Source organism: Rhodobacter sp. Har01 (assembly GCF_020564565.1).
GTDB lineage: Bacteria > Pseudomonadota > Alphaproteobacteria > Rhodobacterales > Rhodobacteraceae > Pseudogemmobacter.
Window position 1 is genome coordinate 83,718 of record NZ_JAJCTD010000007.1, and the last position, 19,941, is coordinate 103,658.

General features: G+C 69.9%; 18 protein-coding genes. 8 read left to right on the top strand and 10 right to left on the bottom strand.

The annotated features are described in order from the left end of the window. Positions 1–51 precede the first annotated feature (51 nt). Together araD and LHP98_RS16545 are read left to right on the top strand one after the other, a co-directional pair. Positions 52–1,779 carry an L-arabinonate dehydratase gene (gene araD, locus LHP98_RS16540; RefSeq protein WP_227253664.1) on the top strand — a complete coding sequence of 576 codons (1,728 nt, stop codon included), beginning with the start codon at positions 52–54 and terminating at the stop codon, positions 1,777–1,779. Between the two features lie 215 nt (positions 1,780–1,994). After that, positions 1,995–2,168, top strand: a complete 174-nt coding sequence (locus LHP98_RS16545) for a hypothetical protein (protein ID WP_227253665.1) — start codon at positions 1,995–1,997, stop codon at positions 2,166–2,168. An 81-nt stretch (positions 2,169–2,249) separates the two neighbouring features. On the opposite strand, the gene LHP98_RS16550 is transcribed toward LHP98_RS16545, so the two are convergent. Next, entirely contained in the window at positions 2,250–2,975 is a 726-nt protein-coding gene (locus LHP98_RS16550) for a ribonuclease activity regulator RraA (protein ID WP_227253666.1), read from the bottom strand. A 101-nt stretch (positions 2,976–3,076) separates the two neighbouring features. Here LHP98_RS16550 and LHP98_RS16555 point away from each other — a divergent pair, with 101 nt between their 5' ends. Continuing rightward, on the top strand, positions 3,077–4,642 hold the full coding sequence (locus LHP98_RS16555; protein WP_227253667.1) for an acetolactate synthase large subunit: 1,566 nt from the start codon (positions 3,077–3,079) through the stop codon (positions 4,640–4,642). Positions 4,643–4,687: 45 nt separating this feature from the next. Here LHP98_RS16555 and LHP98_RS16560 read toward each other — a convergent pair whose 3' ends face one another. The 9 genes from LHP98_RS16560 to LHP98_RS16600 form a co-directional block, all read right to left on the bottom strand. After that, a complete protein-coding gene (locus LHP98_RS16560; protein WP_227253668.1) occupies positions 4,688–5,227 on the bottom strand; it encodes an adenine phosphoribosyltransferase in 540 nt (179 codons plus the stop codon). A gap of 15 nt (positions 5,228–5,242) precedes the next feature. Further along, a complete protein-coding gene (locus LHP98_RS16565) occupies positions 5,243–6,109 on the bottom strand; it encodes an S-methyl-5'-thioadenosine phosphorylase (RefSeq protein WP_227253669.1) in 867 nt (288 codons plus the stop codon). A gap of 518 nt (positions 6,110–6,627) precedes the next feature. After that, positions 6,628–7,014, bottom strand: a complete 387-nt coding sequence (locus LHP98_RS16570; RefSeq protein WP_227253670.1) for a VOC family protein — start codon at positions 7,012–7,014, stop codon at positions 6,628–6,630. Between the two features lie 543 nt (positions 7,015–7,557). After that, complete coding sequence (locus tag LHP98_RS16575) at positions 7,558–9,273, bottom strand: hypothetical protein (protein ID WP_227253671.1); 1,716 nt, start codon at positions 9,271–9,273, stop codon at positions 7,558–7,560. A gap of 310 nt (positions 9,274–9,583) precedes the next feature. Beyond that, positions 9,584–10,483, bottom strand: coding sequence for a TIGR01459 family HAD-type hydrolase (locus LHP98_RS16580; RefSeq protein WP_227253672.1), 900 nt, complete (start codon positions 10,481–10,483; stop codon positions 9,584–9,586). Continuing rightward, a complete protein-coding gene (locus tag LHP98_RS16585) occupies positions 10,476–11,243 on the bottom strand; it encodes an SDR family NAD(P)-dependent oxidoreductase (RefSeq protein ID WP_227253673.1) in 768 nt (255 codons plus the stop codon). Before LHP98_RS16585 ends, LHP98_RS16580 begins: the two co-directional genes overlap by 8 nt. Positions 11,244–11,246: 3 nt before the next feature. After that, entirely contained in the window at positions 11,247–11,810 is a 564-nt protein-coding gene (locus LHP98_RS16590; RefSeq protein WP_227253674.1) for a 6-phospho-3-hexuloisomerase, read from the bottom strand. Beyond that, positions 11,807–13,138 carry a sn-glycerol-1-phosphate dehydrogenase gene (locus LHP98_RS16595; protein WP_227253675.1) on the bottom strand — a complete coding sequence of 444 codons (1,332 nt, stop codon included), beginning with the start codon at positions 13,136–13,138 and terminating at the stop codon, positions 11,807–11,809. Before LHP98_RS16595 ends, LHP98_RS16590 begins: the two co-directional genes overlap by 4 nt. Then, positions 13,135–14,196, bottom strand: coding sequence for an ABC transporter ATP-binding protein (locus LHP98_RS16600; protein ID WP_227253676.1), 1,062 nt, complete (start codon positions 14,194–14,196; stop codon positions 13,135–13,137). Before LHP98_RS16600 ends, LHP98_RS16595 begins: the two co-directional genes overlap by 4 nt. 136 nt (positions 14,197–14,332) lie before the next feature. Between LHP98_RS16600 and LHP98_RS16605 the strand changes: the two genes are divergently transcribed. The 5 genes from LHP98_RS16605 to xylB all read left to right on the top strand — a co-directional run bounded on the left by LHP98_RS16605 (position 14,333) and on the right by xylB (position 19,890). After that, positions 14,333–15,673 carry an ABC transporter substrate-binding protein gene (locus LHP98_RS16605; RefSeq protein WP_227253677.1) on the top strand — a complete coding sequence of 447 codons (1,341 nt, stop codon included), beginning with the start codon at positions 14,333–14,335 and terminating at the stop codon, positions 15,671–15,673. A gap of 69 nt (positions 15,674–15,742) precedes the next feature. Further along, a complete protein-coding gene (locus LHP98_RS16610; RefSeq protein WP_227253678.1) occupies positions 15,743–16,621 on the top strand; it encodes a carbohydrate ABC transporter permease in 879 nt (292 codons plus the stop codon). 1 nt (position 16,622) lies between these two features. Continuing rightward, the gene (locus LHP98_RS16615; RefSeq protein WP_227253679.1) at positions 16,623–17,450 is read left to right on the top strand and encodes a carbohydrate ABC transporter permease; all 828 of its coding nucleotides are present in this window, start codon (positions 16,623–16,625) and stop codon (positions 17,448–17,450) included. 9 nt (positions 17,451–17,459) lie between these two features. Next, positions 17,460–18,431, top strand: a complete 972-nt coding sequence (locus tag LHP98_RS16620; protein ID WP_227253680.1) for a sugar-binding transcriptional regulator — start codon at positions 17,460–17,462, stop codon at positions 18,429–18,431. Between the two features lies 1 nt (position 18,432). Continuing rightward, entirely contained in the window at positions 18,433–19,890 is a 1,458-nt protein-coding gene (gene xylB / locus LHP98_RS16625) for a xylulokinase (protein WP_227253681.1), read from the top strand. Positions 19,891–19,941: the final 51 nt, after the last annotated feature.

A 19,941-nucleotide genomic window follows, 5' to 3' on the forward strand; every position in this document is an offset into this window, starting at 1 on the left:
GCGACACAGCGTCAAGGCAAGCCTGCCCGGGCCTTCGGTTTGAGGAAAGACATGAAGGAATACAAGGATTTGCGCTCGGCCCGCTGGATGGTCCCGGATGACCAGCGCAGCTTTGGCCACCGCTCGCGGGCGATGCAGATGGGCTATGATCCGGTCGATTGGGAAGGCCGGCCGATCATTGCCATCCTCAACACCTGGTCCGACGCGCAGCCCTGTCACATGCACTTCAAGGACCGGGTGGACTGGGTCAGGCGCGGCATCCTGCAGGCCGGCGGTTTCCCGATGGAACTGCCGGCGCTGTCGCTGTCGGAAAACTTCGTCAAGCCGACGACGATGCTCTATCGCAACCTGCTGGCGATGGAGACCGAGGAACTTCTGCGCAGCCACCCGATCGACGGTGCGGTGCTGATGGGCGGCTGCGACAAGACCACGCCGGCGCTGGTGATGGGCGCGGTCAGCATGGGCCTGCCCTTCGTCTTCCTGCCGGCGGGGCCGATGCTGCGCGGCAACTACGCCGGCAAGTACCTCGGCTCGGGCACCGACGCCTTCAAGTACTGGGACGAACGCCGCGCCGGCACGATCAGCAAGGAGGAATGGCAGGGCATCGAGGGCGGCATCGCGCGCAGCTACGGCCATTGCATGACCATGGGCACCGCCAGCACCATGACCGCCATCGCCGAGGCGATGGGCCTGTGCCTGCCCGGCGCAAGCTCGATCCCGGCGGCGGATGCCAACCACCAGCGCATGTCCACCCAATGCGGCCGCCGCGCGGTGGAAATGGTCTGGGAGGACCTGACCCCCGCGAAGATCATCACCCCGGCCGCCGTGCAGAACGCGGTGACGGTTGCGATGGCCACCGGCTGTTCGACCAACGCCATCATCCACCTGATCGCCATGGCCCGCCGCGCCGGCGTGGCGCTGGAGCTGGACGACCTGGACCGCATCGGCCGCACCACGCCAGTGATCGCCAACATCCGCCCCTCGGGCACGCACTACCTGATGGAGGATTTCTACTACGCCGGCGGCTTGCGGGCGCTGATGAAGCAGCTGGCCGGCAAGCTGGACGCCACCGCCATCACCGTCACCGGACGGCCACTGGTCGAAGGGCTGGAGGCCGTGAAGATCTGGAACGACGACGTCATCCGCCCGCTGTCGAACCCGGTCTATCCCGAAGGCTCGCTGGCGGTGCTGAAGGGCAACCTCGCGCCCTCCGGCGCGGTGATCAAGCCGGCCGCCTGCGACCCGAAATTCCACCGCCATTCCGGCCCGGCGCTGGTGGCCGACAGCTACCCCGAGCTCAAGACCATCATCGACGACCCCGATCACCCGATGACCCCCGATACCGTGCTGGTCCTGCGCAACGCCGGGCCGCAGGGCGGGCCGGGGATGCCGGAATGGGGCATGATCCCGATGCCCAAGGCGCTGCTCAAGCTGGGCCTGCGCGACATGGTGCGGCTGTCCGACGCCCGCATGTCCGGCACCAGCTTCGGCGCCTGCGTGCTGCATGTCGCACCCGAATCCTGGGTCGGCGGGCCGCTGGCTTTGCTGCGCACCGGCGACATCGTCGATCTCGACATCCCCGCCCGCAGCCTGAACATGCGCGTGTCCGAGGCCGAGCTTGCCGCCCGCCGCGCCGCCTGGGGGGCGCCGAAGCCGCGCTACGAACGCGGGTATGGACACCTCTTCAACAGCCACATCGAACAGGCCGACAAGGGCTGCGACTTCGATTTCCTCCGCGCGGACTACGGCGGCCCCACGCCCGAGCCGGCGATATTCTGATGCCCCGCATCGCCACCCCCGCCTTGACCGCCTTCGCCGCCCACCTGCTGACCGCGGCGGGGATGGCGGACGAGCTGGCCCGCACCTCGCCACCGCGGGGCAGGCGCAGGTCGTTCCCGACCGCGGCGCCAGCTTTGTCAGGGACGGGCGGCTCTTGCCCGGCGCCTGGCTGATCCGGAAGGCGCCGGATCAGGCGGCCGACCGGGTGGGCCAGCATGGCGTGGTCACCGCCGCGGTCCGCAACTGCCACCACACCTGCGCGCTGGCAGCCGTCCTGCGGCGCCGCCGCCAAACGCCGCGCCGAGCTGGCGCAGGGCGTGCCGGTGGACGATGCGGTCTGGCAGAAGCTGGCCGCTCTGGCCGAAGCCGCCGGTGTGCCGCTGCCCTGAATCCGACCGGATCAGCCTTGCTTGGTATCCGGTAAGGACGTTGCGCCCGTGGCCTGCCCTCATTGCCCCAGTGTTCCCCGGTCAGCGGCCGGTCCGCGCCCGCCATGCGGCATAGTCGGCCTGCGCCTTCTCTGACGTCGGCGGATACAGCCCGATCACCCCGGCGCCGGCCTGCACCTGTTGCAGCACGAAATCCTCGAAGCTCTCCATGCCGGTGCATTCCTCGGCGATCTCGTCGGCCAGATGCGCCGGGATCACCATCACCCCGTCACCGTCGCCCAGCATCACGTCGCCCGGAAACACCGCAACGTCGCCACAGGAGATGGGAACGTTCAGGTCCATCGCCTCGTGCAGCGTCAGGTTCGTCGGCGCCGCGGGGTGCTGGAAATAGGCCGGCATCTCCAACTTGCCGATGCCTTCCGCATCGCGGAAGCCGCCGTCCGTCACCACCCCCGCCGCGCCGCGCAGCGCCAGCCGCGTGATCAGGATCGACCCGGCCGTCGCCGCCCGCGCGTCCTTGCGGCTGTCCATCACCAGCACATGCCCCGGCGGGCAGGTCTCGATCGCCACCCGTTGCGGGTGGTCGGCGTTGCGGAAGACGGTGATCGGATTGCGATCCTCGCGCGCCGGGATGTAGCGCAGGGTGAAGGCCGGCCCCACCATCGAGTGCCCCTTCCAGGCCACCGGCCGCACCCCCTGCACGAACTGGTTGCGCAAGCCGCGCTTGAACAGCGCCGTGGCGACCGATGCGGTCGAGATCTTCATCAGTTTCGCCCGGGTTTCCGGGCTCAGGGCAGGCTGGGACATGGCTTCCTCCGATTGACCCCGCCAAGATACACTAATATATCAGATTGACAACAGCGGCTCCTCCCGGTTGCCTTGGATGCGGACCCTGCCGGAGAGTTGACGTGACCCCCAAGCCCGAACCGATGAATGGCGCGCACAGCCTGGTGCGGACGCTGATCGACAGCGGCATCGACACCTGCTTCGCCAACCCCGGCACCAGCGAGATGCACTTCGTCGCCGCGCTGGACCGGATTCCCGGCATCGACTGCGTGCTGGGACTGCAGGAAAACGTCGTCACCGGCATGGCCGACGGCTACTACCGCATGACCCGGCGGCCGGCGGCGACGCTGCTGCATTGCGGGCCGGGGCTGATGAACGGCCTGGCCAACCTGCACAACGCGATGCGCGCCGGCAGCGGCATCGTCAACATCGTCGGCGACCACGCCACCCACCACGCGCCCTTCGACCCGCCGCTGGCGCAGGACACCGATGCGCTGGCCCGCACGGTGTCGTCCTGGGTGCAGACCTCGCAGCGCTCTGCGGACGTGGGCCGCGACGCCGCCACCGCGGTGCAAGAGGCCAGTCGCCCGGGCGGCGGCATCGCCACGCTGATCCTGCCCTCGGACGCCTCGTGGAACCCCGGCGGACAGGTCGCCTCGCGCCTGCCCGTGCCCGGCCCGCCGCCGCTGCAGGCGCAGGTGATCGACGCCGCCGCCCGCGCCCTGCGCGACCATGGGTCCGAGGTGCTGATCCTGCTGGGCGCCGAGGCGGCGCTGGAGGCAGGTCAGGCGCTGGCCTGGCGCATCGCCGCCGCTACCGGCGCCACCGCGATGGTGGAGTTTCCCTGCGGCCGCGTCGCCCGGGGCCGCGGCCGCGTACCGCTGCCGAGGGTGCCGTACAACATCGACATGGCCCTCGCGGCGCTTGACCGCTTCCGCACCGTCGTTCTGGTCAACGCCGTGCCGCCGGTGGGCTTCTTCGCCTATCCCGGCAAGCCCTCGGTCCTGCACCGCGACGATGCCGTCTTCCACGCCCTCGCCCGCCCCGAACAGGATGCCCTTGCCGCGCTGACTGCCCTTGCCGAAGCCCTGGGCGCCCCGCGGACGGGCTTCCCCGACCCCGGCCCCCGCCCGGATATCGTTTCCGGACCGGCCACCCCGGAAGGCCTTGCGCGCACCCTGGCCGCCGTGCTGCCCGACAACGCCATCGTGGTCGATGAAAGCGTCTCCTTCGGCCGCGATTTCTACGCCCATACCCACGCCGCCGCCCCGCATGACTGGTTGCACCAGTCCGGCGGGGCGATCGGCATCGGCATGCCCCTTGGCGCCGGCGCCGCGCTGGGCTGCGGACGGGACCGCCGGGTGGTCACCCTGCAGGCCGACGGCTCGGGAATGTACACGCTGCAGGCGCTTTGGACGCAGGCGCGCGAACGGCTGCCGGTCACCACCGTGATCCTGGCGAACCGCCGCTATGACATCCTGATCGGCGAATACGCCAACGTCGGCGCCACCCCCGGCCCGACGGCGATGGAGATGCTGGACCTTGGCAACCCCTCGCTCGACTGGGTCACCCTGGCCCGCGGCATGGGGGTCGAGGCGGCCCAGGCTGCCACGCTGGAGCGCTGCGCCGACCTGATGGCGCAAAGCTTTCGCTCGGACACGCCGTTCCTGATCGAATTGCTGATCTGACGGCAAGGGCCGTCCGGCACCGCCTCCCAGGTGCGGTGGGGGGTGTCAGAGCCCCTCGAAGTCGCAAAGCGCGTGGACGTCCATGCCCATGGATTCCAGCTTCTTGCGGCCTCCCAGGGCGGGCAGGTCCACCACGAACGCGCAGCCCACAACCTGCGCGCCCAGTCGTTCGATCAGCTTTATGCCGGCTTCCGCCGTGCCGCCGGTGGCCAACAGGTCGTCGACCAGCAGCACCGTCTCGCCCGGCTGCATGGCGTCGTCATGCACCTCGACCACCGCTTCGCCGTATTCCAGCGTGTAGGCCTGGGAAATCGTCTGGCCCGGCAGCTTGCCCTTCTTGCGGATCGGCACGAAGCCGGTGCTGAGTTGGTGCGCCACCGCGCCGCCCAGGATGAAGCCGCGCGCCTCGAGCCCCACCACCTTGTCGATCCGCATTCCGGCAAACGGGGCCAGCAGCTGGTCAACGCACATCCGGAACCCGCGCGGGTCGGCGAAAAGGGTGGTCACGTCGCGGAACAGGATGCCCTCGTGCGGGAAGTCCACGATGGTGCGGATGTAGTCCTTGACGGTCTTGTGCGGGGTCATGGAGGGGGTCCTTGGTCAAAGCACGCGGGCCGCGACGGCGTCGAGCATCGCCAGCACGTCCGGGTCGCGTTTCTCGGGCGCGGTCATCAGGGCATAGGTCAGCGCGGTGTCGCAGCCGTGCGGGCAGGTGTCCCGTTCCGGCCCCAGCAGGGCGGGCAGGCGGGCGACCGTCGCGCGCGCGAGGGCTGCATTGGCATTCAGCGTGGCGATGATCGAGGCCACGTCCACGGCGTCATGGTCGGGGTGCCAGCAGTCATAGTCGGTGACCATGGCCAGCGAGGCGTAGCAAAGCTCGGCCTCGCGGGCGAGTTTGGCCTCGGGCATGCCGGTCATGCCGATCACGTCGGCGCCCCATTGCCGGTAGAGCCGGCTTTCGGCCAGGGTCGAGAACTGCGGGCCTTCCATGGCGATGTAGGTGGCGCCTTCGTGGACGGTGGCCCCGGCGGCGCGGGCGGCGGCGGCGGCAAGCTGGCCCAGCCGCGGGCAGGTGGGATGGCCGAAGCCGACATGGGCGACGCAGCCCTGGCCGAAGAAGCTTTTGTCGCGGGCGAAGGTGCGGTCGATGAACTGGTCGACCAGGACGAAATGGCCCGGCGCGTAGTCTTCCCGCAGCGACCCCACGGCCGAGACGGCGAGGATGTCGGTGCAGCCCAGCCGCTTGAGCGCGTCGATGTTGGCGCGATAGGGCACCGTTGTCGGGCTGTGGACATGGCCGCGGCCGTGGCGGGGCAGGAAGGCCATCGGCACGCCGTCGAGCCGGCCGATCAGGATCTCGTCGGAGGGCTTGCCCCAGGGGGTCTTGACCCTGGTCCAGCTTGCCCCCTCGAGCCCCTCGATCTGATAGACCCCGCTGCCGCCGATGATGCCGATCATGGTCTGCATGGGGGTCTCCTGTCGTTGCGGGCTTGGGGGCGGGCTTGGGGGCGGGCTTGGGGGTCGCGGGCCGGGGCACGATAAACTTCGGGCCGCTAGGGGGGAAGGGGGGTGTCCCATGGTGGGACATCTTGTCCCGCAAAGGATTCCAATGGGTTACAAGTTCGATTTAAGGAATTGTTAGGATTTTGGCTGGTGATCGGCCGGGGGGATCGGGCCGGGTGGTCCCGGGGACGGCGGCAAGACGCGGGTTGTGCGGGGCAGGCCAGACCGGCGGCGGCAGAAAACGGATGGTCCAGTCGGGCTGCGGCGCAGTCCTTCTTCGGACATCGGCCGGGCGGAACGGGCAGGGTCGGGCGGGCCGGGTCGGGCGGGCCGGTGAGAGGAAAGACAGCCGCCCGCGTCGGCCGCAGGCGGGGTGTGGCAGCCGTGGCGCGGCGAAGGTTCGGGCCATCGCCCTGCCGCGCGGGCAGATCGCGCCCGCAAGCCGGCAGCCTCGGCGATGAAGCCCTTGCGAAACCTGCCTTTCAGCCCGGAGCATCGCGCGACACCGGATCGCGCGATACGGTCAAGAACGCGCGGCTTGAGACGGACACCGAGTTGTTGCAGGTGTCGTTCGCATTGGCGAACAGACACCCGCTGGCGTGATGGATCGAACCGAAGTGCAGACCGCGTTCCCTGGCGGTATCGCATAAGCCTTCGACATCCTTGACATCGAACACAAGCTTGACCAGCGACTGACCTTCCTTCTGCCCCTTGGCCGCAGGATGCAGAAGCAAGCCGATGCCTTCGCCCTTTGGGCGCAGTTCCACGATCCGGTCACCTTCAAGGCGGAGGTCTTCAAAGCCGAGGTGGCGACAGCAGAAGGCCGCCATTTCGTCGATCTTCCGTGTGAAGACGATGAGGCGTCCCAAAGCCGGAGTCATCCGAAGCCTCGAAGCCCGGGTTTCGCGCAACCCGGCCCCTGCCGCCAAACGAATGGCAAATTTGTCCCGCTTGATCCCCTTGCGAAAGGTCGCGCCGATTGCGGACGTTCCTGGCAGGGCATCTTGTCGCTGCGGCCGAGCCGTTCCGGACAGGGCACCTTGACGCTCTGGCCGAAAGGACGCCCCGGCCGGGCTGACAGCCGCGCAGCGGCCCCGGTCCGCACCCGCCCGCCTGCGGCCGGGCGCCGGCCTGTGGTGGATCGGGGGGGCGGCGGTTTGAGTCCGATGCGGGCGTTCGCGCCGACCTGAACGGGCGGACCAGGAAACGCACCGCGTTTCCCCGCCCGGCCAGTGCCCCGGCGCGGCACGGCCGGTTCCGCCAGAACCGACAGAGGCCGGCGCCTGCCCCGGCTGCGGATATCGCAGGCGGTGGCGGAGGCAATGGCCCCCGCCAGCCCGGAGCGCGCCTGAAACCCGGATGACCGCTTCGTCCGCAGAGCGGACAATGGCAGCCCCCGAACAGCCCCACCCCTACGACGGCACGCCCCTTTGAATGATCCCCGTTGCGGCCGCCGCGGCGAGGGCCGAGACCAGCCAGCCGGCGAAGATCAGGGGCCAGCGGGCCCACCAAAGGGTGAAGCCCCAGGGGCCGCGGTCCTTTGACGGGCTCCAGCTGCGGGTCTGGCCGAGTTCGACCACGGGCACCACCACGTCGATGCCGTAGGCAAGGGGGTGGAAGCTTTCCCAGTCGAGGCCGGCGCCTTCGGGGCCGTTCCAGGCTGCGGCGGGGTTGGCGATGCAGCCGGGAGTGGGCCGGGGGATGCAGTCCTGCGTCAGCAGCCTTTGCCAGCCTTCGGAGGCGGCCACGAGGTCGTTGTTGGGGGCCATGGAACCTTCGTTCCAGGCGGCGGCCGAGAGGGCTGCGGACAGCGCGCAGAGGGCGGCGATCCAGGCCAGCGCGCGGAACGGCGCGAAGCCATAGCCGACGATGGCGCGGGCGGCGCTGTCCCAGGCCTTGTCGAAGGCGGCCAGCGCGGCGCCGAGACCGCCCTTGGCGCGGGCGGCGGCGCGGCGGGCGCGGCCTTTCAGGCGCGACTGTTCCTCCATGATCGCGCGGGCTTCGGCCTCATGCCCCATGCGGTGCAGGGTGGCGGCGCATTGGGCATAGGGTTGCGGCAGGAAGCGGCCGTCCTTGGTGGCGGTGCGGGCCAGCCATGTCAGCCGGGTGGCGGCGTCGGTGGGCGCGTCGCGGGTGATGCGGTCATAGGTCAAGCCGTCAAGGTAGGTGCGGCCTTCGCCGGGCCAGGAGGCCAGGTCGTCCACCAGGTCTCCGACCTGAGCCGAGGGCAGGTGGAGGGTGCCGGTGGCGACGGTGACGTCCTGCCAGAAGAACTCGGCCGCGACCTGCATGCGTTGGGCGGAAAGGGCAGGGCCTGCGGGGTTGGAGAGTTCCGCGCCGCCAAGGTCAAGCTGGCCGCCGATGCGGGCGCCGGAAAGGCGAAGCTCGCCTTCCACATGAAACGGCAGGTCGGGCTGGCTGCGCAGGATGACGTCGCCCGAGACCTGAGCGGCCTGAAGCGACAGGGCCAGGCCGCCGGGGTTGAGGAAGCGGCCACCGTCGCAGGCCAGCTGGCCGGCGATCTGGGCGCCGGAGAGCGAGGTTTCGCCCTGGCAGGTGAAGGCGGTGCCGGAGGCGGCGCGGAGATAGACCGAGGCGCCGATGCGCGCGCCTTGCGCGGTAAGGCCCGAGAGGGTGGCGCCATGCAGGGCGAGTTGGCCGCCGATCTGCGCATTGGCGAAGGACAGCTTGCCGGGGACGGTGACGCCGAGAAGGAAGGCCGAGCCGGCGATCTCGGCGCCTTCGGCGGTGAGGCCGGGCAGGTGGCTGCCGGACAGGACCAGTTGGGCGAAACGGGTGCGGCGGGCGGCGATGGGGTGGGTGAAGGCGCAGAGGCGCAGGTCGGTCTCGCCCCTGGTTTCGCTGAAGGACAGGATCAGCGGGCCGTCGATGACGGCGCCAAGCAGGCGGATGCCCAGCGGGGCGACCGGCGCTTCGGGCGAGCCGCCGGTCAGGAGATGAGCCAGAAGCTCGGCGCGGATGCGCGGGGCGGTGGCCTCTGCCGGGTCGGGGACGGTGGGGGAAAGCTGGCACAGGGTGCCGGCGGCGGCATGGGCGAGGAGCGCGCGCTCGGCCTCGGTCGGGCCGGCGGCAAGGAAGGCGGTGATGTCGAACCGGGCGGCGGGCATGATGCCAGGGACTATGGCGCCCCGGGGGGGCCGCGCGCAAGGGGGCTGTCCCTGGCGGCGGCGGGGAAGGCCGCAAGGGATTCCAAGGGGTTGGTTCGGCGCGGTGGGGAATGCACGGGGCGCGGAGGGGCGGGCGTGACGGCGGGTGCCGGCAGGCCGGGGGTTCGCTGCGGGAAAGCGGGACGGCGGGCGCGCGTCATGTCGCAGGGGCCCGCGTGCGAGGGGGGCTTGCGACGCTGCGCGGCCGTGCCCGCTGGGGGCTTGGGCGCCGGTGCCCCTTGCGGCGCTGCGCGGCCGTTCGGGCGGCCTTTCAGGTCGAGGCGACGATGACATCCGGCACGATCCCGGAGCCGCTGAGGAACGGGCTGACATCGCGTCCGGCAAACAACCCGTGGTCCGTCACCAGGATCGCCGCCATCCCGGCGGCGCGACCGCCAAGGACATCGGTGTGCAGGGTGTCGCCGACCATGGCCAGCCGGTGCGGCGGCAGGCCTGCCCGCTGCTCGGCCTCGGCGAAGGCTTCGGGGAAGGGCTTGCCGAACCAGTGGACGGGGGTGCCGAGGCGGTCGATCACCTCATGCGCCCAGAAGCCCGGCTCGATGGTCAGTCCGCCTTCGCGCGGGGCGACGAGGTCGGGGTTGGCCACCACCAGCGGGCGGGGGCGGGCGGCGAGGGCGGCGTGCAGGGCGGCGCGGGTTTCGAGAGTCCAGCGCGAGGTGGACAGGAACAGGAAGCCATCCACCCGGTCCCAGCCGCCGGTGTCCAGCAGGCTGGTGACGCGGGCGGGGATATCGTGGAAATCGTCGCCGGCCTGGGAAATGGCGCCCCAATGCGCGCCGGGGGCGACCCGGTCCAGATGCGCCACGGCGACATCGCGGGACGACACCACCTCGTCTTCGCCGAAGTCGAAGCCGAGGCGGCGATACTTGGCCAGCGCATCGGCCCTTGTGTAGCTGGCGGCGTTGGTCAGCACGACCAGCCGCTTGCCCATGGCGCGCAGCTGCGCCATCCGTTCGACCGCACCGGGAATGGGGGTGTCGCCGATGTTCAAGACGCCGAAGGCGTCGAGCACGAAGCCATCCCAGCGGTCGGCCACTTCGGCCAGGGTCGGGGCGTGCAGCGGGGCCTGGGGGTAGGTGGCGGCGGGCAGGCGGGCGCGCACCTCTTCGTAGCGGGCGAAGGCCGCGGCGGCGTCCAGCGGTTCAGACACTGGTGAACCCGCCTTCCACCATCAGCAGCGCGCCGTTGACCATGTCCGAGGCCGAAGACGCCAGGTAAAGCGCGGCGTCGGCCACCTCGACCGGCTCGGCAAAGCGGCGCGAGGGGGTGGCAAGGCGCAAGGGATCACCCTTTTCCGGCCGGCCCCAGACCTGCCGGCCCATCGGCGTCATCACCACCGTCGGGCAGATCGCGTTGACCTGGATGTTGTGCCGCGCCCATTCGGCGCAGAGCGACTTGGTCAGCGCGTTCAGCCCGCCCTTCGACGTGGCATAGGCGGCGTGGTCGTCCAGCGCGATCACCCCGGTCTGCGACGAGATGTTGATGACCTTGCCCCGCCGCTGCGCAATCATCGCCGGTGCCAGCGCCTGCGCCAGAAGGAAGGGCGCGCGCAGGTTCACCGCCATGGTTTCGTCCCACTGCGCCAGGGTCAGGTCCAGCGCCGGGGCGATGCGCGCAACTCCGGCCGAGTTCACCAGGATGTCGATGGTTCCCCAGGCCGCAAGGGCCTGTTGCGCGGCCTGGATGGGACCCTCCGGCGTAGCCATGTCCGCTTCGATGACAAGGCATTGCCTGCCATGCCCGCGCACTTGTGCGGCCACTTCGTCCAGCCCGGCGCGGTCACGGGCGACGGCCACGATGTCGGCCCCGGCCTCGGCAAACACCGCGCAGATCTCGGCGCCGATGCCTTTCGAGGCCCCGGTGACCAACGCCTTGCGGCCGGCAAGCGAGAAGCGGTCCTGCCAGGGCATCGGTCACTCCAGATTGGTATGCCGGGCGCGCATGGCGTCCGGGGCGACCTTGAGGCGGTCGCGCAGCGCCAGCACCAGCAACTCGAAGGCCAGATACTGCGCGCCTTCGTAAAGCGAGCCCATCGGCAGGACCGAGGTCGCCGCCGTGCCCCGGTCATTGGCCATGGTCTGGGCCGGGATCAGGAACACCCGGTCGGCGGCCTGCGGCGCGCGGCCCTGCGGCTGGGCGGTCACGCAGGCGACGCGGGCGCCGGCCGCTTTCGCCACGCCGATCAGGCCGTTGACGGTGGAGAACGCGCCGGGGCCGGCGCTGACCAGCAGCAGGTCGCCGGGGCCGACGGGGGGGCAGGACATGTCACCCGCCACATGCGCGTCAAGGCCGAGGTGGTAGAGCCGCATGGCGAGGGCGCGCATCATCAGCCCCTCGCGCCCGACGCCGAAACAGACCACGCGGCTTGCGGCGGCGAGGTCTTCCACCAGCCCGGCCATCGCGGCGGGGTCCACCCCGGCCACGGCATCGCGGATTTCGGCCGAGGCCCGCGCGGCAAGATCCTTCAGGTCGCTCATGCCTGTCCTCCGGGCCCAAGGGACGCCGCGGCAGCCTGCTCCAGCAAGCCGCAATCGTCCAGCAGGTCCAGCACGGTATAACGGCTGCGCAGGAAGCGGGCCTTGAGGATGCTGCGGTGCAGGTAGTCGCGGCTGACGCCGATCTCGGCGGCTTCGACCGGGGCGCCGGCGGCGCGCAGGTGTTCGGCCATTCGTGGGGCCGGCCAGAGGCGGGCGCGCAGGCGGGGCGCAAGGTCGGGCCAGACTTCGCGCAGGCGGCGCAGGCGGGCGGCAAGGGCGGCGCCCTCGGTGTGCTTGGCGCCGGTCTCGATGAACGCCCGTTCGGAAACCTCGCCGGGGCCGAAACCGGCCTCGATTTCCCGCGCCTTGGCGGCAAGGTCGGGGGCAGAGGCGGCAAGGCGGTCGGGGTCGATCCGGGTCAGATCCTGTGTCAGCAGCCAGTCATACATGCGCAGCGCGGCCATGGTCCCGACCGCCACGCAGGCGCCGTGGCTGACCCGCTGCCCGCCGTGGTGCAGGTCATTCATCTCCCACAGATGGGCGATCTGGTGGTCGGCGCCGCTGGCGGGGCGCGAGGAACCGTGCGCCTCCATCGCCAGACCGACCAGGGTCAGCCCCAGGAACAGCCCCTCGATGGCGGCCGGATCGCCCGCCGGGATGCGCTCGGGGTGGGACAGCCAGCCCTCAAGCCCGCCTTGCACCATGGGCCAGGCGACATCGTCGATGGCTTCGATCCCCAGCGCGTCGGCGATCATCCAGTCGCCACCGGCAGGCACCTTGCCGGCAAGGTCGCCATAGCCCCAGCCGGTCATCTCGGGCGGGGCGGCGGCGATCACGTCCAGATCGGCCAGCAGCACCCTGGCGGGGCGGCAGGGGATGGTTTTCTTGAACCCGCGTTCGGAAAGCGGTGCCCCGGCCGAGGTGTAGCCGTCCATGCTGGCCGCGGTGGCGACGCACATGTAGGGCAGGCCGAGACCGAAGGCCGCGTGCTTGACCACATCATTCATCACGCCCGAGCCGACGGCGACGGGCGTCTCGCCAGGGCGCAGCGCGTCGCGCAAGGAATTGGCCAGGTCCACCGTGGGCTTGGGGCGCGGCGTGGCGGGGATGACATGGGCGCGGGTGGCGATGCCGGCGGCGTTCAGCGCGGCCTCAACCTGCGGGCCGGCGGCGGCCCAGCCGCGGGTATCGGCCATCAGGCAGGCGGGGCCGTGGAAATGGCGGGCATAGAGCGCCGCCGCCCCGGCCAGCACGCCGCGGCCGATCACCACCTCGGCCACATTGGCGGATCGGGCGACCGCCTGGGCGATCAGGTCAGGCCCGGTCATGCCGCGGCCCCGCCCGAGGCGAGGGTCCGCCCGTCGGCGGCAAAGGCGTGCAGGCGGCCGGGGGACAGGTCCAGCCCGATCTCGGCGCCATGGTCCAGCGTGGTGTCGCCTTCGGCGCGGACGACCATGGTCGTCTCGCCGGGCAGGCGGACATACAGATAGGCGTCGCCGCCAAGGGTTTCGCGCAAGGCGACGGTGGCGGTCAGGTTGCCCTCGCCGGCGGGGCGAAGGCCGATGTGTTCGGGGCGGATGCCCAGTTTCACCGTGCCCTCGGGGGCGGGGCCAAGGGGTGCACCGGCAAAGCTGGCCTGTCCGGCCGAGGTCGAGACCGGCAGGAAGTTCATCGCCGGCGCGCCGATGAAACCCGCGACGAATTCGCTGGCGGGGCGGTGATACAGGTCCATCGGCGCGCCGACCTGCTCGATCCGGCCGCCGTTCAGCACCACGATCTTGTCGGCCATGGTCATGGCTTCGACCTGATCGTGGGTGACGTAGATCATGGTGGCGCTGAGGGCGCGGTGCAGGGCTTCAAGTTCCACCCGCATCTGCACCCGCAGCTTGGCGTCCAGGTTCGACAGCGGTTCGTCGAACAGGAACACCTTGGGGTTCTTGACGATGGCGCGGCCGATGGCGACGCGCTGGCGCTGGCCGCCGGACAGGTGCGCGGGCTTGCGGTCGAGGTAGGGTTCCAGTTGCAGCACGCGCGCGGCCTCGGCGATGCGGCGCTTGCGGTCTTCGGGCGGGAAGTTGTTCACCTTCATGCCGAAGTCCATGTTTTCGCGCACCGTCATGTGGGGGTAAAGCGCGTAGGACTGGAACACCATGGCCACGTCGCGGTCACTGGGGGCAAGACGCGACACGTCGCGCCCGCCGATGGCGATGGTGCCGCTGGTGATGTCTTCCAGCCCGGCGATGGACCGCAGCAGGGTGGACTTGCCGCAGCCCGACGGCCCGACGAAGACGCAGAATTCGCCGTCTTCGACCAGCAGCGAGACGTCGTGCAGCGCCTGAGAGGCGCCGTAGAACTTGTTCACGCCCGAAAGCCTGACCTCGGCCATCCGACCTTGTCCTCCCCAGTCGCGGCCCTGTCGGGGGTTGATTTTCCCGTTGACTCGGGGGCCGTTCGATACATTTATATGGGCAGCGTTACAAATGGAAGTCAACCTGCGAACGCTGCAACCTTGGGAGGACACCATGAAGCTTTTGACGCATGCCAGCGCGCTTGCGCTGGTCGCGAGTGCCGGTCTGGGACTGGCCGGAAAGGCACAGGCCTGGTCGCTGGAAGAGGCGGCAAAACCCTATGCCGGAACCGAACTGGAAGTGCTGTTCCTTGACCGCCCCGGCTATGCCGCGGCGATCAAGATGCTGCCGGAATTCGAGGCCGCGACCGGCATCAAGGTCAACCACACCACGGTTCCCTACGAGAACGCGCTGGGCGAACAGGTGCGCGATTTCGTGGCCGGGGGCGATCTGGACATCGCCCTGATCGACCTGGTGTGGATCGGCAACTTCGCCGAGAACGGCTGGATCGAGCCGATCGAGACCTTTACCGCGAATGCCGACCTGGCCGACCCCGACCTGGACATGGCCGATTTCTTCCCGCTGGTCGTGAACGCCTTCGGCGGCTGGAACGGCACCATCTACGGCCTGCCGTTCGACAACTACTCGGGCCTGATGTTCTACAACTCGTGCATGCTCAAGGATGCCGGGTTCGACAAGCCGCCGGAAACCTGGGCCGACCTGAAAGACGTCTACGGCCCGGCACTGACCAAGGACGGCAAATACGCCTTCGCGCTGCAATCCAAGCGCAACGAGACCCAGTCGGCCGACAGCTTTGCCCGGATGCTGTGGCCGTTTGGCGGCAGCTTCCTGAACGCCGAGTTCAAGTCGAACCTGATGTCGCCGGAAAGCCAGGCCGGTCTGACCTTCCGCCAGGACCTGATGCAATACATGCCCGAAGGCATCGTCGCCTATGACCACTCGGAAACGGTCAACGCGCTGGCGCAGGGCGATGTGGCGATGATCACCGAATGGTCGGCGTTCTATTCCACGCTGGCCAGCCCCGAGACGTCGAAACTGGGCGATTGCCTGGCCGTGGCGCCGGAACCGATGGGCCCGGCGGGGCGCAAGCCGGCGCTGGGCGGCTTCTCTCTGGCGGTCGCCACGCAGGCGGACGATGCCGAAAAGGCCGCCGGCTGGCTGTTCATCCAGTGGGTGACCTCGAAGGCCAATGCCGGGAAATACCTGGAGCTGGGCGGCGTGCCGGCACGGCAATCGGCCTATGCCGATCCAGCCCTGGCGGCGACCTACAAGTTCATCCCGGCGCTGGTCGAAAGCTGGAAGGACGGCGTGCCGGAATTCCGCCCGCGCTTTGCCGAATGGCCGGCGATCACCGAGATCGTGCAGGAATGGGGCACCAAGATGATGCTGGGCGAGGTCAGCGTCGAAGAGGGCGCCAAGACCATCGGCGAGAAGATGGAGGCCGTGCTGGCCGAAGCCGGCTACTACGACGGCAAGAAGCCGCTGGCGCAGTAAGCGCCCGGCGCATCGGCGGCCCCGGTCTCTCCCGGCCGGGGCCGCCCCCTTCCTTTCCCGAGGCCCCCGATGACCACCCGTGTCCGCCGCCGGACCATCGCCGCCTTTCTGGGCCCCGCCGTGGCCGCGCTGGCCCTGGTGGGCATTGCGCCGCTGCTTTATGCGGTGTGGAAAAGCCTGCACTATTTCAACCTGACCAAGCTGGCCCAGGAACGCTATGTTGGGCTGGACAACTATGCTGCGGTCCTGACCGACGCGGTGTTCTGGCAGGCGATGGGCCGCACCGCGACGTTGTTCGCCATTGCCGTGCCGGTTCAGATCGCGCTGGGGCTGACCATTGCGCTGGTGCTGCACCGGCCCGGCCTGACCTTCTGGAAGACGCTGACCCGGCTTTCGCTGGTCTTGCCGATGGCCACCACCTATGCCGTGGTGGGCCTGCTGGCGCAGGTCATGCTCAACCAGAAGTATGGCGTTTTCAACCAGATGCTGGGCTGGGTCGGCATCGACGCGATCAACTTCATCGGCGACCCGACAAATGCCTTCATCGCCGTGATCCTGTGGGACATCTGGCAATGGACGCCCTTCGTCGCGCTGGTGCTGCTGGCCGGCCTGTCCACCGTGCCGCCCGAGATCGAGGAGGCCGCCACGCTGGAAACCCGATCGAACTGGACGGTGCTGCGCTTTGTGCAACTGCCCTATCTGGTGCCGTCCCTGGTGGCGGTGCTGATCCTGCGCACGGCCGATACGCTGAAGCTGTTCGACATGCCCTTCACCATGACCCGCGGCGGACCCGGTGCCGCGACCGAATTCATCGCCGTCCTCATCGAGCGGGTGGGCAACCGGCAATTCGACATCGGCATGGCGGCGGCGCAGTCGATCATCATGCTGGCGCTGACCATCGTGCTGGCGCGGCTGTACATCCGCCTGTTCTACCGCGAGGTGCGCTGAGATGGCCGCCCCGGTGCAACGCCGCAACCTGGTGGGCGAGGCGGTCCTGCTGACCGTGATCTGCCTCTTTTGCGTGTTCCCGTTCTACTGGATGGTCACCACCAGCCTGAAGACCCAGGTGGTGGCGCTGCAAAGCCCGCCGGTCTGGGTGTTCACCCCCACCCTGGCGAACTACTGGGAGGTGCTGTTCGTCGACAAGGTCGGGCCGGCGCTGGTGAATTCCATCATCGTGGCGGTCTGCACCACCGGGCTGGCGGTGCTCTTGGGCACGCCCGCCGCCTATGCGCTGGCGCGGTTCGAGTTTCGCGGCAAGACCGACCTGTGGTTCTGGTTCATCACCAACCGCTTCGTCAGCCCGGTGGTGCTGGCCTTTCCGGTGTTCCTGATCAGCCGCGAACTGGGTCTGCGCGACACCCATTTGGCGCTGATCCTGATGTACCTGACCTTCACCCTGCCGATCGTGATCTGGATCTGCACCGACCAGTTCCGCAGCATCCCGCGCGAGCTGGACGAGGCGGCGCTGCTGGAAGGCGCCAGCCAGTTCCGCATCTTCCGCTCGATCTGCCTGCCGCTGGCGATGCCCGGGGTGGCGGTCAGCGCGATCTTGTCGTTCATCTTTTCCTGGAACGAGCTTCTCTTCGCCTACATCCTGGCGCCGAAGAACGCCAAGACCGCCCCGGCCATGGCGGTGACCTTTATGGAGGGCTACGACGTGCCCTATGGCAAGATCATGGCGACCTCGACCCTGATCGTGGTGCCGGTCTTGATCTTTGCGCTGCTGGCGTCGAAACACCTGGTCCGCGGCCTGACCATGGGGGCCGTCAAGTAAGGGGTCCCGATGCCGCGCGCGCCGAAGCTTCCGCAGATCGACACAGAGGAACGCTTCCTTGCGCAGGTGGCCTGGGCCTATCATGTGGAAGGGCTGACGCAGGAGAAGGTGGCCGAAAAGCTGGGCGCCACACGGCTGCGGGTGAACAGGGCCCTCTCAGAGGCGCGGGCGCGCGGGCTGGTGCGGATCACCTTCAACACCGCCTTTGCCGCCTGCGCGGAACTTGAGGCCGCGCTGCGGGCGCGGTTCGGGCTGAAGCAGGCCTATGTCGCGCCGGCGCCCAGCGAGGCGCGGGATGTGCAGATGATCGTCGGGGCGGCGCTGGGCAACCTTCTGTCCGAGGTGCTGGCCGACGCCCGCGTGCGCCTGTTCGGCATGTCCTGGGGCGGCACGCTGAACATTGCCACCCGTTTCGTCGCGGCGCTGGAGCGGCCCGATCTTGAGGTGATCTCGGTGATGGGCGGGCTGACCCGCGGCTCGGATCTGAACAGCTTTGAGATCACCACCCGGCTGGCCGATCTTCTGGGTGCGCAGCACAGCTATTTCACCGCACCGCTGTATGCCGGCAGCCGCGAAAGCCGTGACACCATCATGCAGCTGGACGTGTTCCGCGCCATTCTGGAAAAGTTGCGCGGGGTGGATGCCCTTGCCATGGCGGCCGGCGACATCTCGACCCGGTCGCTGTTGATGCGCGACGGGCTGCCGGCCGACGTGACGATGGACGACCTGCGCGCCCTGGGGGCGGTGGGCGACGTGCTGGGCGTGGTGATCGACGCCGAGGGCCGGCCGATCCCGCATCCGATCAACGACCGGGTGATCGGCATCGGGCTGGACGACCTGGCGCCGATTCCGAACGTGATCCTGGCCGCCGGGGGGCCGCAGAAGATTGCGGTGGTGCGGGCGGTGCTGAAGCGCGGTGTGATCGACACGCTGGTGACCGACGAAGCCACCGCCCGCGCCCTGCTGGACGGGGGGCGCTAGGATGCTGACCATCGGCATCGACCTGGGCACCTCGGGCATCAAGGCCGTGCTGATCGAGGACCTGTCGCGGGTGATCGCCGTGGCCGCGGAACCGGTCGCGGTCAGCCGCCCGCATCTGGGGCATAGCGAGCAGGACGCCGACCTTTGGGTTGCGACCGTGCTGGCCTGCCTGGACCGGCTGGCGGGGCAGGCGCCGCGCGAGATGGCGGCGGTGCGCGGCATCGGGCTGTCGGGGCAGATGCTGGCGGCGCTGGTGCTGGACGCCGACCTGCGCCCGCTGCGCCCGGCGATGCTGTGGAACGACCAGCGCGCGCTGGCCGAATGCGCCGAGTTGCTGGCCGCGGTGCCCGACATCGGGCGGCGCACCAACGGCACGCCCGACCCCGGCATCACCGCGCCCAAGCTGATCTGGCTGCGCAAGCATGAGCCGGCGGTGATGGACCGGGCGCGGATGCTGCTGTTGACCAAGGATTATGTCCGGCTGGCGCTGACCGGCGAGGTGGCGACCGAACCTTCGGATGCCGGCGGCACGCAGCTGCTGGACGTCGCCTCGGGCCGCTGGGACCCGGAGCTTTGCGCCGCCGCGGGCTGGGATCCGGCCCATCTGCCCCCGGTGCTGGACAGCTGGGCCGAGGCCGGGCGCCTGCGACCCGAGTTGTGCGCCCGCTGGGGCATCGCCGGGCCGGTCTCGGTGGCCGCCGGGGCAGGCGACAACATGGGCTCGACCCTGGGCGCGGGCGGCGCGCGGCCCGGCGATGCGGTGCTGACCGTGGGCACCTCGGGCGTCGCCTGCATCGTGGACGCGGCGTTCCATCCGGGGCCGGAAAAGGCCATCCTGACCTCGGCCCATGTGGTGCCCGGGGTGTTCCTGTCGATGGGCGTGGTGATGAGCGCCACCGCCTCGCTGGACTGGCTGGGGCAGATCACCGGCCGCAAGGTGCCCGACCTGGACGCCGGGGCCGAGGCTTTCGCGGCCGGGCCGGGCCTTGCCGCGGCGCCGCTTTTCCTGCCCTGCCTGACCGGCATCCGCACCCCGCTGAACCGGCCCGACCTGTTGGGCCGGATGGCCGGCCTGCACCCCGGCGTCACGCCCGAGATGCTGGCCTATGCCACGATGGAGGGCGTGGCCTTCCAGTTCGCCGATTGCGTGGTGGCGCAGCGCGGCGTGGGCGCGCGGCCCGAGCGGTTCACCGTCGTCGGCGGCGGCACCCGCAGCCGGCTGTGGCTGCGCCTGCTGGCGGCGGCGCTGGGCCGCCCGATGCGGCTGATCGACGGCGCCGACATGGCCGGCCCCCGCGGAGCGGCAATGCTGGCGGCGGTGGCGGCCGGCGGCGGCACCAGGCTGCTGCTGCGGCCGGTCGAGGCCATCGCCGAGGTCGCGCCCGAGCCGGCCCTGGCCGCGGCGCTGGCGCTGCGGCGGCGGCCGTTCGACGGCCTGCTGGCAGACCGGTCGGCATAGCCGGGCGCGCCGCCGGGGCGTGCCAAGTCGGTCTTGCGGCGGACCGGGTGA